The 14,546-nt window shown below is 38.6% G+C and carries 16 protein-coding genes; all 16 read right to left on the bottom strand.

The features are described 5' to 3' along the window. Positions 1 to 3: 3 nt before the first annotated feature. Entirely contained in the window at positions 4 to 2,091 is a 2,088-nt protein-coding gene (locus tag J7I90_RS20615; protein ID WP_214773544.1) for a phage tail spike protein, read from the bottom strand. A gap of 8 nt (positions 2,092 to 2,099) precedes the next feature. Continuing rightward, on the bottom strand, positions 2,100 to 2,945 hold the full coding sequence (locus tag J7I90_RS20620) for a phage tail domain-containing protein (RefSeq protein WP_214773545.1): 846 nt from the start codon (positions 2,943 to 2,945) through the stop codon (positions 2,100 to 2,102). After that, positions 2,945 to 6,568, bottom strand: coding sequence for a phage tail tape measure protein (locus tag J7I90_RS20625; RefSeq protein ID WP_214773546.1), 3,624 nt, complete (start codon positions 6,566 to 6,568; stop codon positions 2,945 to 2,947). Before J7I90_RS20625 ends, J7I90_RS20620 begins: the two co-directional genes overlap by 1 nt. Positions 6,569 to 6,601: 33 nt before the next feature. After that, positions 6,602 to 6,748 (bottom strand): phage tail assembly chaperone GT, encoded by a 147-nt coding sequence (gene gpGT / locus J7I90_RS20630; protein WP_214773547.1) that lies wholly within the window; start codon positions 6,746 to 6,748, stop codon positions 6,602 to 6,604. A gap of 38 nt (positions 6,749 to 6,786) precedes the next feature. Beyond that, the gene (gene gpG, locus J7I90_RS20635) at positions 6,787 to 7,149 is read right to left on the bottom strand and encodes a phage tail assembly chaperone G (protein WP_214773548.1); all 363 of its coding nucleotides are present in this window, start codon (positions 7,147 to 7,149) and stop codon (positions 6,787 to 6,789) included. 51 nt (positions 7,150 to 7,200) lie between these two features. Continuing rightward, complete coding sequence (locus J7I90_RS20640) at positions 7,201 to 7,383, bottom strand: hypothetical protein (RefSeq protein ID WP_214773549.1); 183 nt, start codon at positions 7,381 to 7,383, stop codon at positions 7,201 to 7,203. Positions 7,384 to 7,386: 3 nt separating this feature from the next. After that, positions 7,387 to 8,001 carry a major tail protein gene (locus tag J7I90_RS20645; RefSeq protein WP_214773550.1) on the bottom strand — a complete coding sequence of 205 codons (615 nt, stop codon included), beginning with the start codon at positions 7,999 to 8,001 and terminating at the stop codon, positions 7,387 to 7,389. Between the two features lie 37 nt (positions 8,002 to 8,038). Continuing rightward, on the bottom strand, positions 8,039 to 8,428 hold the full coding sequence (locus J7I90_RS20650; protein WP_214773551.1) for a hypothetical protein: 390 nt from the start codon (positions 8,426 to 8,428) through the stop codon (positions 8,039 to 8,041). Beyond that, a complete protein-coding gene (locus J7I90_RS20655) occupies positions 8,428 to 8,820 on the bottom strand; it encodes a hypothetical protein (protein ID WP_214773552.1) in 393 nt (130 codons plus the stop codon). The genes J7I90_RS20650 and J7I90_RS20655 overlap by 1 nt, the downstream gene beginning before the upstream one ends. Beyond that, entirely contained in the window at positions 8,817 to 9,185 is a 369-nt protein-coding gene (locus J7I90_RS20660; RefSeq protein ID WP_214773553.1) for a phage head completion protein, read from the bottom strand. Before J7I90_RS20660 ends, J7I90_RS20655 begins: the two co-directional genes overlap by 4 nt. Then, positions 9,172 to 9,474 carry a head-tail connector protein gene (locus tag J7I90_RS20665; protein WP_214773554.1) on the bottom strand — a complete coding sequence of 101 codons (303 nt, stop codon included), beginning with the start codon at positions 9,472 to 9,474 and terminating at the stop codon, positions 9,172 to 9,174. The genes J7I90_RS20660 and J7I90_RS20665 overlap by 14 nt, the downstream gene beginning before the upstream one ends. A gap of 15 nt (positions 9,475 to 9,489) precedes the next feature. After that, positions 9,490 to 10,629: a phage major capsid protein gene (locus J7I90_RS20670; protein ID WP_214773555.1), complete on the bottom strand. Its 1,140-nt coding sequence runs from the start codon at positions 10,627 to 10,629 to the stop codon at positions 9,490 to 9,492. A 12-nt stretch (positions 10,630 to 10,641) separates the two neighbouring features. Beyond that, a complete protein-coding gene (locus tag J7I90_RS20675) occupies positions 10,642 to 11,367 on the bottom strand; it encodes a head maturation protease, ClpP-related (protein WP_214773556.1) in 726 nt (241 codons plus the stop codon). Further along, a complete protein-coding gene (locus J7I90_RS20680; RefSeq protein ID WP_214773559.1) occupies positions 11,364 to 12,455 on the bottom strand; it encodes a phage portal protein in 1,092 nt (363 codons plus the stop codon). The genes J7I90_RS20675 and J7I90_RS20680 overlap by 4 nt, the downstream gene beginning before the upstream one ends. A 63-nt stretch (positions 12,456 to 12,518) precedes the next feature. Next, a complete protein-coding gene (locus J7I90_RS20685; protein ID WP_214773557.1) occupies positions 12,519 to 14,177 on the bottom strand; it encodes a terminase TerL endonuclease subunit in 1,659 nt (552 codons plus the stop codon). Then, positions 14,174 to 14,476: a P27 family phage terminase small subunit gene (locus J7I90_RS20690; protein ID WP_214773558.1), complete on the bottom strand. Its 303-nt coding sequence runs from the start codon at positions 14,474 to 14,476 to the stop codon at positions 14,174 to 14,176. Before J7I90_RS20690 ends, J7I90_RS20685 begins: the two co-directional genes overlap by 4 nt. Positions 14,477 to 14,546: the final 70 nt, after the last annotated feature.

The following is a 14,546-nucleotide window of genomic DNA, read 5'->3' on the forward strand; positions in this document are numbered from 1 at the left end:
TCCTTACTGTAGATAGGCGGAAACGGTAATTTGCGCGCCTGTTGGTATATTGGTTTCAGGAGATACAATTACCCTATCTTTCATTAGATTAATCTTGATAGCGTTGTCCGCTGTCTCGAAATCAGTCAACGCATCAAAACCATTTCCTTTAAGTAATAAATCTTCGTTGATTACGATGGATATGGTGTTAACAGAAACCCCACCGGTCAATACAAAAAGAGCATCCCCTTGAACAGAGATACTCGCTGATGATAGGTTGCTTGTTTTAATGGTCCATTTCGTTCCATCAAAACGCAAGATCAACATGATTTGTTGGGGTAAGCTGTTTCTAATCCCACTCGATGTATTTCGGATGTACTTCGCTTGCCTTTTGATTTGTATTTTGTCATCCACTTGCATATCGTAGATATCTTTCCGGAAGGTAGAAAAGTTCAATTCTGGTTTGCTGTACTGATCAAGTGGATTGTACTTCATATCGATGATTCTAAGCTCATCCTGATAGGTCCCACCGCCAGCCTTATCAGCAATCATGCTAATGGTGTCTCCCTTGAAGAAAACCTCTTCAAAGCCTTCCAGTCTGGGGTCGTAAAAAATGGCCAAATCTACATTTGCTGTTACTTCCGGATAAGGATTGACTAAGTTTTCTAAAGCAGTTTTTATACTACTTTCTTTAGTGAACCTATCATCTCTGATATCATCAGCATACCGAGGAAATCCATCCAATAGATAATTCTTCTCTTCAGGGTGGACATACAAAACAGGATCAAATAGATACTTCCCTTTATCATCTTGCTTTCCATATCCCCATGCCCTTGTGGTACTGTTTCGTGTGGATGAAGAAATTTGCAATCCAGCTACGTTATACCGAGTGTCTAATAAATAATTCACTTTCTTACCCATTTGTTTATAGACATAAATTTTTGTATTGTCTACATCCAATTCAATCTTATAATCTTCAATGGTTTCATCCATCAACGTTTGGGAATTTTGTTCCCCAAAATTCTCCTGTTCTACTGCTTCTATGGTTTTTGCAGAGGCATCCAATACATAACTAAACCCACTTCCTTTTAAAGCTATATCTAAAGCCTCCGTGAGTTTCAACGTTCCCGTTTTGGACGTGTTTACCATATTGTTAACCAGCCTTGCTACATACGTATGTGAAGCCGTAATGGTTTTCGTGAATGCAATATTATCTGAATCTATATCTAAAATGAAATATCTCTGAGCCTTAAATCTCTTTTCATCGATGACGATGATGTTGTCATTAACCAACATGTCATATTCCACTTGATTTTCCTCGGTTCGACTAATGGTAAAGGACAATTCCTTTTTTCCATTCAATCCATCACTTATAGAAGGGACTACGTCCACAATTTCAACCCGTTCCCCTGTGGTTTTACTTTCCACAAATATTTGATTTAAAAATACATCCTTCACCACTTCATATGTTGTATCGCCTGTCACTTCCAGAATAGGCGTATCCAATATCGGAGCTTCAGGTGTAGGTGTGGAAGTAATAAGATCATCAAAAAAAGAATCGATTGCTCGATTCACATCCACATTTCCAGTTATCCCATTAATTTTTCCTTCTTGTGTGTATTGCCAAACAGTCCAACCACTAACATCTGGGTCCGAAGCTGTGGTATATCTTGCTATCCACAACGGATAACCACTAGCATCGATTTTATTTTGATAAAAGGAATAGTAAGTGTAAATCATTACTTTTCTGCCTTGAGATATTAGATAATCCAGAAAAGTCTTGGCTGCTGCTGTCAAAGCCGATTTTCCAATATTACCTGAATCTGTTTCAATATCTAATACCAGGGGTAAATCCATTTCAAAATCTTTGACGGTCTTTAAAAAGAATTTTGCTTCTGCCAAAGCCTCTGAATTGGACTTGAAATTGGCAAAGTGATAGGCACCCACTTTTAACCCGATATTCTTGGCATTGGTGATATTCGTTTTAAAAGTTGAATCGATATAAGTGGTTCCTTGTGTTGCCTTAATAATAGCAAATTTCACACCATCAGCTGCAACAAGTCCCCAGTTAATTGAACCCTGCCAATGCGATACATCAATCCCTTTAATCATTCAACCACCTACTTATAATAAAACCTTGTGTTAAATTTGATGTTTTTCTGACTAGCTCCGGTTATTTCCATAAGGTTATAGCCAGGGAGAAGGGAAGGAAAACGCCCAGTAGTCTTAGAAATCTTCCCATTCACAGTGACGTATTGGCGAAAAATACTTACCTTCGCATTGGTTAACGTTTCATTGATGATTAAATACTCCCCAGTATTTCTGTTTCTGATCTTTACGTCTTTACCTGTAAGGGTCAACTCCACTTCAAAGTCATGTTCCGTAGTGTATAAACGAATATCTCCCCCGTTATAAACCCTATATTGATAAGGGAGTTGGTCATTATTATCCTCAAAAAGATAGACAAGATCTTCGTTAGGAATATTCATTCCAATGCCGAATCGTTCCTTGCTTAAATTATATGCAGATGCTGTGTTGTATTTGGACTCCGCCACACCTGGGAGGCATGTGAACTCAACTTGAAATTCCTTATGGTTGTATCGCTCTTCCTTTTCAATGGAAAAATTCCCATCACATGTGACTAACCATCTTTTATATGGCTCAAATGTATTGGAAATATAATAAGGTTCATCTCTTACTAACAATCTATATACTTCACTTCTCCACAAATAAAATTGTTGAGGGATTACTGATTTAATCAGCAATTTTACGGGTATTGACCTTTCTTTGTAGACTACCTTTTTTTGATTGGTTTGAATCAATCCACTTTTACCTGGAATGGACTGTACATCCCTTTCGATAATGGGAGCTGGTGGGCTAAATGATAGGAGATTTACTTTTGGTAATAACTCACTCAATTTCTGTTCACCGCTGCCATAATCGATTAACAAGTCATACTCTCCCATCATCTAACCCCCATGTTGAAAGATTTACTTTTTAATACATTTGTACTGCGATTATCAAGTACCCGGCCAACCTGGTCTTTGCCAAGATAAACGTCTCCTGTTTTCTCCGAAATGATCCTTAATAAATTAGCTATCTCTTTAGAAAGAATTTCATTTTGCCGTAATGTCGCATTTAAAAGTTGGCTCATGACGGAATCGCTATTACCTCCACGTACATTCGGCAATTGATTAGGTCGCTTGTTTCCACTGTCAATTTTCTTTCCCGCTAAAGCCAAAAGCTTCATCGCGTCTGTTCGTTTGCTTGGATCAGTAGGGATAACAAACTCAGGCCATCCGCCCTCTGCTAGCTCATACATACCGGCATTATTAATAAGCCCTCCTGTAGCATAACCATGACCATGACCAATGTATTTAAGCATACTTGCAGATCCATATCTTGACTTGGCGTAATTCATACCAGCAAGCAAGCTGTCCAGGCCGTTCATTTGATTCTTATGCCCTGGGAATGCATAGGCGCGGAATGTTGGCGGGATTACCTGGACAAGTCCACGAGCTAAATTTCCAGTATAATAATTAATATCTTTGACGCCTGTTGATTGTACTGCGTTGGGATTTCCGCCTGATTCAGACTTGATTTGTCTTAACCATGCATTTACATAAGCTTCTGTTACTGGAAGTCCATTCATTGCTAAAGCCTGCATAACAGTTCCGCGCCATCTTTCAACTCCACTGCCTACAGGTCCCGTATTTCCACTTCCACCTGAACCTAACAAGTCCTTCATTTTGTTTTTAACAATACCTGTGGATTTATCTTTAAGAAAGTCCAATGTCCCACTACCAAGTTTTCCTAACGCACCACTAAATCCAGAAAAGAAAACACCAAACTTTTCAAAGACTTTCCCCATGAGTTTCTTAGGATCAGATATATAACTCCATACATCAAGTCCAATATCTTTAACTTTGGAGACTGCTTGGCTCAAAATATTCCCTTTTGAACCTTCCCCTTTCACACCTTTTTTATAGGCAGGTAATCCTGCTTTTAAAAGCTGTTTACTTTGCTGGTAAGGTAAAACCTCTGTCCCTCTAGGAATATTCATTAATGTGGCTCTTCCAGGTGATAATCCAATAAAGCCATCTAATGTTCTGAATAGCTCTGGTCCTAATCCATCACCTAGAATCGCTGGGCCTCCAGGATGAAAGGGGGTTCCCTTTGCATACTTCGCTGGACCACCTCTTTTGTTTACCCCACTTGAAGATTTACCACCAGTTGGGTTCCAATCAGGAATCTCAAAGTCTATCCCTATTTTCCCCATAACCCAGTTGATTCCATCGGTTAAACTATTAACCTTTTTCGCCAAAGCTCCGGCCATACTACCAATACCATCTATTAATCCGTTGATAATAGCTTTCCCGGTACTCCTTAGATCAATATCTTTGAAAAAACCAATGATATTTTTCATGATTCCTAGAGCCGTTTTCTTAATTGCCTTCCATGCTCCGTCCCAATCGCCACGAATCAACGCTAAAATGGTTTTTATAATACCAAAGATTATGGTAAGCCCATTATTAATGACTAATTTCAAGCTAGCCCAGGCTACTTTTACAATGCCCACAATGATAGGGAAAACTATTTGGAAAATCCCCTTAATTAACCCGATAACTACCTGGATATTTTTCCAAATGGATGAAAAGTATACTTTAACCAGTCCCAATATTTGAGCGCCATTTTGATCCCAGAATATTTTCATTTGAGTCAATTTCTCTGAAACAAACCCAACCATTGCACCAATAGCTTGCATGATATATGGTTGGATAAAACCCCAAACAGATAATGCTGCTGATTTTATCGCATTCCATCCAGAAATTACTCCATTTCTGAAGGTTTCAGAACGAGTCCAAAGAAGATAAAATGATGTACCCAGCAAAGCCAAAACCCCAATGACTATTCCAACTGGTCCAGTCAATGCTACCAAACCTAACCTTAACCAGTTAAGCAATCCTCCTGCTTTTGCGATGGCCGGGAAAACTGTATTAAGTCCTGTTAGAAAACTTCCTAAAAAGCCAATGAATAACCCGCCTACAAGAAGCAATGGCCCTAAACCGGCTAAAAGTAAACCAAAAACAACGGTCATTTTTTGAGTAGCTGGTGAAAGATCTAGAAATTTTTGAACCAGTCCTTGTGTAAATTCTGATAGTTTTTTAATTGTAGGGGTAAGAATGGTCCCAATTTCTATGCCCGCGGATTCTAAAGACCCCTGGAGCCCGTCTAATGCTCCTTTTAAATTATCCCTCATTATTGCTGATGCTTCTGCTGAGGCTCCGCCACTATTTTCAAGTGCTTTGGTCATCTTATCTATTTCATCTGGACCAGCTTTCATAAGAGAAAGCATTCCTGAAACTGCCTCTGTACCAACAAGGCTTGCAAGGGTTGCGGCCTTCTGTGTCTCTGTTTGACCTTCCATTGAACCCGAGAGATTCTCCACTAGTTGAGATAGTCCTACAAAGTTATTCTCAGCATCAGTTATTGCAAGTCCCATCTCAGCCATCATTTTGTTGTTTTCCTCTGATGGATCTAGTAATGAAAGTAAGGCCGCTCGTAATGTTGTCCCAGCTTGTTCACCTTGCATTCCCGCATTAGTCATAATACCAATAGCACCGGATAACTCTTCCAAGCTGACTCCAAGTGCTGCCGCTGGTGGACCTGCGTACTTCAGAGCGTACTGCATATCTGTGAGATCAGCTGCAGATTGATTGGCGGTTTGTGCTAAAATATCTGCAACCTTACTTGCTTCAGAGGCTTCCAATCCGAATATATTTAATGAGGAAGCCATGACATCCGCAGTTTGAGCCATATCCGAACCTGATGCTTCAGCTGCACTAATTACACCAGGCAAAGAACCTAATATTTCCTCGACAGTGAACCCCATTGCAGCTAAACTTTCTTGACCGGCCGCTACTTCACTTGCGGATTTACTTGTGGAGGCACCTAGTTCTATCGCAGCATCTTTTAATTTTGTTAATTCCTCGGCAGTTGCCCCTGAAATTGCAGCTACTTTGGACATTTGCGCTTCAAATTCTTTAGCTGTATTAAGGGCTGCTACTCCCAGACCAGCAATAGGGGCTGTAATATACAAAGACATAGATTTACCAAGGTCCTTCAACCCACTTCCAATTCCAGTTAATTTTGATCCTGCTTTTTCTGCAGAATCACCAAACCTTGCCCATCCGGATTCCGTTATTCTTTGCTCTTTTTGTAAATCTTTTAGTTCGTCAGAAGTACGTTCGATATTACGTTGTAAACTTTGTAACGCTGCTGATTGGTAATTATAAGATTTCGCTGCTTTATCGGCTTCTTTACTGCCTTCACCAAAATCGGTTACAGCTTTTCTATAAGCCACTTGTGCTTTTTCAGTTATTCTTCTTTGTAATTCAATTTTTTTATTTAAGCCATCGAGTGTTGTTTGGTATTTTCCTACTGATTTGTCAGCACGGTCAAATACCGATAGATTAGCTTTCATCTCAGAAGAAACTAATTTCATTTTTGAACGTAGATCCGTAAGACCACTATTTAGATTAAGAGTATCTAAATCTAGTCCTATTGATAATCCTTCAATTTTCTCCATCAATCACCCTCCCTTCACATGCCAAAAAAGTCCCTATCCTCCGAATGCGGCAATTAGGGACTTTTCCTGTCTTGGCTTATTTTGTTCATTGAGGATTTCAATTAAAAAATGATAAGGCATGCTTAACACTTCATTGATGTCCTTTCCGTTCTTCATACTTTCAAGGATGACTTTATCCATGTATTCCTTTTGCTTGGCTGGGGAAAAGTCCTCATCCGTTAACCTTTCTTCGCCAAAAACTTTTTTGTTTCATCAGTCTGACGTCCTTGCGCCACAAACATGATTTGCTCTTGAAGCGTTTGAATAGCATCAGGTGCATGCAGACCATTAAATAGATCTTCTTTTGTAAATTGTTTGTTATAAATCTTGTTCGCGACAAATTCCAGCAGTTTGTCGATCATATCCTTTTCGGTTGACGCATTTTTGTCTTTTTCACTTTTCTCCAATTCTTGTGTGAGATCTACAGCCTCATATACTACTGAAAAAGGGATAAATATTGGAGTTAGATGTTTTTCTGTGACGATTTCCCCTTCTTTTACTTCTTTCACCAATTCGATCATGTTACGTTTTAAATTAGCCATTCCAAAACATCTCCTTTTCTAATAAAAAAAGAGCAGGCATTAGCCCACTCCTTAGATTTCTTTAATTACCGGTTTTCCCAACTTATTTTCAGAAGACAATAATTCCTCTAAACGTTCTTCCTCAACCTTTTTATTGCCCGGTTTAGGAAACGAATCCCCTTTACGATAAATTTTATCTTTGTCCTGAAGATCTTTGAAATCAACGGTGACTTGATATTTCTTTTTCTTGCTCATCTATTACACCCCCGCTGGTGCGCCAGAACCAGGGTAAGCTTTACCGAAGATGGCTTGGAAGATTGCATCACGGCTAGTGGTGTCGCCTTTTTTATCCATACCGAAAAGTACAGATTTAGCATCTTCAAATCCTTCTACATCTCGGTCCATGAATTCAGCTGTGATTTCTTCATTTTGAAACTCTACGCTATCTTCTTTCGTTTTACTAGAAATGTTAGGACGCATAAAAATCCCTTTCGGTAGTCCTACCCATTCAGTTGATCCATCTTGATACGTTTTGGCAAATACACAGGCCACATATGGAGGGAAATCATTTGGACCGTATGAATACAGACCATCCACAGTTGATTCCAATCCGAACAATATTTTCTTATCCTCAACTGGTACCTTGTGAAAGGCTGATGTAACACTGATATTTCCGTTTGATACAGCAATTTCAGCTGTTGTATTATCACCGTAAGCCCTAACTGCTTCTTGCGGCATTTCAATCGTTATTTCCTGAAGAAACTTCACTCGCTCAGGTTCCATTGAAGTTACCCCAACACCTGTTTCGTCCAATGTCCCATAATGAAATTCGTCTACCCCTGTAGTTGCTCGGTAACTTTTTTCTCCTGCCATTCCTAATCACTCCTTTTATGATATAAAAAAAGACACCTTATAAAGTGTCTAAGTCTTCTCTGTATAATTTACCGCGGTACCTTCTGGCATCGCGGTAAACACCTGTATCTTCATCCCATTCATCGACACCAGTTCCTTGATGAAAACCAAAACCCCACATGACTTTTCGGATCTGTTCAGATAATTCTCTTGTCTCAGTTCTGTTTTTTGACCACACTTCAATTTGATAAAGGCAGTCATAGGTCAACCAAGTATCATCAGCAAAATCTTTAGGCAGAGGGATATCCAATGGATCTATGATGATATTAGGAGCCGTTGTCACGCTGCTGGTTTCAGGAAACTCATAAAATTTAATCCTTCCTTCAGCCTTCTCCTTAATAAACGGGTCAGCAATTAGCTCGTTATATACCATCCCTAATACATCCATCAAATCCCCTCCTTTATCACCCTTTTTATGGTGTCACGATATTCTTTCTCGGCATTTCTCATGGCCCTGGCTATTGCTCCCTTACCTTTTGGATTAGGGTTTTTCACAGTACCAAATTCGTTTAAATGGATAATACGATAACGATCATGAGGGCCGCGCCAGTGAATCTTAACGACTCTCATTCCGTTTTCCCATACAGGTTCAGCTATTGTAATTTCCTCAAGTGAATAGCCTTCGTCTTTAAAGGATTCAAATTGACTCTTTAGTTCGCTGACAAAAACCTCGGCTCCTTTTTTTAGAGCCGTGTCGCTTAATTGCTGCACCTTCAATTTCCCGATATGTTTTTCTATATCCGCAAGCAATTTCTTTTCACCTGTCAATTTCACACTCATTCGGTTAGCCCTGCCACAATGGTGATGAATTTTCTATTCTGCAAGTCAGGTTGAACATGTTTAACGTTAAATCGCTTATCGTGGTATTCAGGAGCATCGATAGAAAGATAATGCTTATTATTAGGGATATAATCCGCTTGTGGATCTCGTATCTTAATGGTGATATCAGTTAAAGTCCCATTAGCCTTGGCAATCTCTAAATCTTTCAACCAAACATTATCAATCTTGGCCCATGGCTGATATAGAACATTTTTTTCAGATTCGCCTGGTTCCGGCCCCTCATTGGCTGCATACTCATAAAACGTAATTGGGGTACGTAAGTCCCCTGTGTTAACCCTGGGCGGTTTATATTTAAATGGTTGCATCTGAATCACTCTCCGGTATCAATGAAAGCCCTAAGCTTGTTATCTGACTTAAGAAATTATCATCAAAATACTCAAGAGCATCATTGTAAGCATAACGAGTACGTTCAAATATAAGTTCCTTTGCTCTCTGATCAGTATCCTTTTCACCATTAATATCAAACTCTCCACAACTGCTTTTTATCGCAGAAATAGAAAAGGACAACAATCTTTTTAAATTGTCGTCCTCACTCGAATGGGAAATATGCATACGCTCCTTAAACTCTTCAAGTAAATCAGTAGTGATTTCCAATCACATCACCCCCGGTTATACGCCTGCAGGAGGGTTTAATTCAAGAGTGTATACTTGTGACGCATAATTGTCTTTCGGCTTACCTGTTGCATATTGTTTCGCGATATAAAGGGTAGCATCTTCCAGAGCTAATGTTTGATCGTATTTCTTCACTTCCATGGCTCCACCAATAGCTGCAATGTACTCCCCGCGAACAAAGAATACGACTTTACCTTTTGGTACAAACATGGATTCCGTTATAACTGGATTAAATGGCAGGCTTGTCACGTAAATACCTGCAGCGTTTTGAACTGTTGCATTTGCTTGAATGCTAAAGTTATCGAATGGATTGACAACCATGACAACTTTCCCGGCCACATTGCGAACTTTTTCTTCATTATCTGGTCCGACTGTACGAATAGACAGCTTTTCAACAACGCCTTTTAATTCATCAATTGTTTTGCGTCCTGGCTCAAATGTAAGAGTGCCGGCAGATGCTTTGTCTGGATATACCCCATCCACAACAGCACCTTTTAGGTCTTTCAAGAGACCAATTGGCATGCCTTTTCCATCACCGGCAACATACCCACGTTCCAATCCAACTGTCATAGCTTCCACAACCATAGTGCGGACATAACGCTCTACCCATGCTGGTCCAAGGTTAAGCATGTCATTGGATAGTGGAATGAATGCTGTTAATTTAAGTTGGCTGATTTTTTCTTTACGGAACGTAGCGTTTAATTGCCCTTGGATTCCCCCAAATAATTCGCCCCATACTGCCATGCCTTCAGGATCACCATAGATGTATTCAGTTACAGCACCAAGATTTTGAATGCCGATTTGATCTAATAGAGGATGTGCTTGTACTAAGTCCTCAAAAATGCGCTCTTGGGTAGTGACCGGCAAAGTAGCATTTTCTTTGAAACCACCCTCTTCAATGACAACATTAAAGAATTTGGTTTCTTCGCTTGTAAGTACATTAGAGCCCCTTGCTTGCATGATTGAGTTGTCAGCCATATGCGTATTAACTTTCGCCATGATGTCCCCTTGGACATCAGTTGCGAGTGCCTCAAGCATATTATTTAACGCTGTTGCCTGTTCTTCAGCACTTCCTTCTTGTGTTGCTAAAGCAAATGCCTGTTTTTTCTCAGCGAAGTTACTAAATTTAATTGTCATTTTCCATTCCCCCTATAAATTTAAAAAGAGACTGCTCAAGTTCTGTTTAGGTGCAACAGGAACAGGATCAATCTCTTTTGGTTTTAATTCATTTGTAATTTCATTTTTAAATTCAGCAAACATTTGTTTTAAAGTGTTTTCGTCAATGCCTGATGTTGACGCCGAGATAGGTTGCTTCGGAGCAACAGCAGCCGATATTTTATTATTAAATTCTTTTGCTTTGTTTTCAAAGATTTCAGATTCAACTTCTTCTGGTTCAGCATCAATAATTTCATCAATCAACCCATATTTTAAAGCTTCTTCAGCAGTAAGATATGTTTCATCATCGAGTAATTTTTTCATGGTATCCTCATCTACCCGAGTAGTATATGATTTCAGTACAGCTTGGCTTACCTTTTCTACATTATCAGCTGCCTTTCGAAGTTTGTTAGCATCGCCCATAGCATATGTTTGAGCATTGTGAACCATTAGCATTGTATTGGCATGAGCTTTAATTTTATCAGCACCCATACAAATAACTGATGCAGCACTTGCTGCCATTCCAGTTATCGTTACTGTAACAAATCCTTTATGATCTTTAAGAGTATTACAGATATCAATTCCTAAAAAGGCATCACCACCATAAGAATTAACGGATAAATCAATATCCTCATCTTCTTTAATTGACTTCATATAGTAGTTGAAATCCCAAATACTCGAATTCCAATTAATAATGTCACCTTTGATTTTATGCTTCATCTTTTCTCACCTCCTTTAAGTGCTTCTGAACTTTCTTGATAGTTTTTGGTGATGAAGTATTTATCCATCATAGGATCGTCCACCCTTTCCTCACCTAATGCTTCACGCAATTCATTGCCGTTAAATGCTCCTGAAGCTCTCAACTTATCTACAGCTGTGGCGACATCAAACATATTACTGTAAGAAACCCGTTTAGTTTCCATCTTCTTACCTGCCAGGTATTCCTTTTTATCAATCATCTTGGCATTCAATTCATCCCTAATTTTTTTCAAAAAAGGATCAATGCAAAACGTCATGTAATTTCGTGTAGGCTTTTCTACATCAGCCATATCACCATGCAGCAAAGAAACCGGAATACCCAAGGCTTTGGCAACCTGATCTAAAAAACCATCAATTACCTTGGCTACTTCATCCACACTTTGAAGCTGAGTTGTATTTTTCATTTCTTCTAATTTAAATCCTTTTTGTTGCGGAACAATTGCTACTGACTTATAGGTGAAAGCATTATAAATTTTGTTTATATAATTCTGTAATTTTTCTTGTCCCTTTTCCGATTTATCAGTGATAGCCTCTACATCAACAAGCCCACGTATTTGATTCTTACGATTCTGAAATTCTATGATCCTGCCAAATAGTTCTCCATAATCAGAATATAAACCATCAAACAATGTCGATAGCTTTTTATTGCTATATTCCAGATAAATCACATCACTCATTTGAAATGTCCTGGAAAATGTATAGTCTTTAATGGTTACATCTTTGAATGAATCATTGACCAGGGCATACTCAATCCGCGTGAAAGAATCAGCAATTAATAAATCTTGAGTATCGGACTGGATGATTAAGCATTCGTTGTCATAGATCAGCTTATGGACAACTGTTTGCCAAAATTGACTCGCTGACATATTGGGATTTGGCCTAACATTTAACCGGTAATACATTTCGTCTTTCACAATCTTTTTATCCTTCTTCACATAAAACTCTGATTGGCTAATTGTTCGACCAATCATATTGATACATGTTTGTATAGCCAATTGCTTCATATGGATTCTTTTGGATGTATCTTGTATCAGATCAAAGTCCAACATGAATTCTATTTCTTTATTTCTGCTACTAAATAGGTCTAATATTCCCAATATCTCACCTCCTTTTTAAAAATCTATATCATCTAAGTAAAAGTCCACATCAGCGATTAAAATTTCATCAGCTTGCCACAAAGCATGAATAAATGCCTGGAATCCATCCGTCTTTCGTTTAAATTCATCCTTTTTTAAGTACTCCTTATTGCCATCTTTCTTTGTGTGAACATAAACATTATTCGTATACCAACGCATTAGAGGGTTGTCCCCATAAATGATACTATTGTTGGCAAATAGAGTTTCCACACGGGGAGCCAAAAGGGCATGAATAGCTTTTGGATTCCGAATGTACAGTAAGGTAAATCCTTCAGCCTCTAATGCTGATTTTACTAAATCCAAACGGAAGGTATCCGCCACAATTGTATTAACCCCATATATCTCACGCATTTCAACAAACCAATTCACGATGTGCTTAATATTGATTACCGGTTCATCCAGGATGGTCAATAAACCCTCATCTGCCCATTCATATATCGGAACCTTTAATTTCACCTTATCCAAAAATCCTTTGCGAACAAATGAATGTGTTTTCCAAATATAATCCTCGCCTACCCTGAACAAAAGTCCGACTGCTGCAAAGTCTTTGATACTGGCGAAATCAAGACCACCAACTGCAGTACGATGCCGGAGTTCTGGAACATTCCTTAAGGTTTCTCCGTCTTCTTCATAACCAGTCCTCATAATATCTTCCCAGCTGGCTACTGTCTTATTCAAATCAACTTCCGGAAGGTTCATCCGTTTAGTCATAAACTCTTGACGATTGGAGGGATTATTTACGAGTTGTTTATACTGGGCAAGCACCTTCTTAAATAACCTTTTAGCATAAGTGCCCCTTGGCTCACTAAACATTGGATTCGCCTTTTCCCACAGTTCAGGATTGTCCACTTCTATAGGATCATCAATTTTACAAATGAATGGAAATAGTGGGTCATCAAGGTCTTCACCTTTCAAGATGTTCATGGCGCGCTCTTTCGTTTTGTCCAAGAACCCTTCACGCACGTATCCATCTGTTCCTATAAAAAATTCTCTAGGATTGTCGACTTTCCCAAGCCCACTTGAGAATACATTTACGACATCAAAATTTTCATATCTATGAATTTCATCATAAATTACACAGCCATCACGGAGTCCATCTTTAGAATCTGCATTCGAAGTGTGATATTGTAGAACACTCTTTGTATCGTTTCCTGTTATTTCAACCTTTGTTTTATAAAAGAGATCATCTAATACCTCATTGGCATCAATGACATCGTAAATTTCCTTGAACGATGTTTTTGCTTGAAGTTCACTATTCGCAACAATGGAAATGTTGTATTTTGGTATCCCGTGTAAGGGACTTATGAAGAAATGACTTAAGGCAGAAATTAATCCATTCTTACCGCCACCCCTAGCCATCATGATTAAAAATTGTTCATAAAAAACCGAATTGTCCTCTTTATAAAAAAGAAAAACGAATGCTGCTATGAATTTCTGAAAAGGCTGTAAAGGGAAATACCATTTCTCAGCAAACTTCACGAAGTCTTCTATAAGCTTTTCATCGAAATATAAATCATCCCTGATTAATATATGTTCCTGTAAATATTCCAGTAACATAATGCGCTCTTTATTAAGTTGAATCTTTCCTGACTCATAAAGCTCAATATATTCAGTAACATATTTATTCGAAATCAAACCAGATCACTAGCACTATGCTGAATTTCCTTTTCCATATCAAATTCGAATGATTTTTCAATACTTAATAAAGATGCACTTATTTTCACCTTTTCAGCAATTGCAGGGTTCGGTTTACTAAATTGTTGAGATCCATTCACTATCTCAATCATGGTACCGTATTTTTTTATGTCTTTATCCAAACTATTAAAGAGTTCTATGAGATTAATGTACCTTTCAACTTTTTCAACTTGCATCCAATCAGACTGATCAATTTTATCCATTAGCTGAATCTTTAACTTTCTTACCTTAACTGCCATGATTTCACCCCCCTACCCTGAAAAAACGATAATGAATCTGGGAAAACGAGCCCCCTCCCCGGTCCCCGGG

The organism is Bacillus sp. ISL-57, assembly GCF_018613135.1.
Classification (GTDB): domain Bacteria; phylum Bacillota; class Bacilli; order Bacillales; family DSM-1321; genus Peribacillus; species Peribacillus frigoritolerans.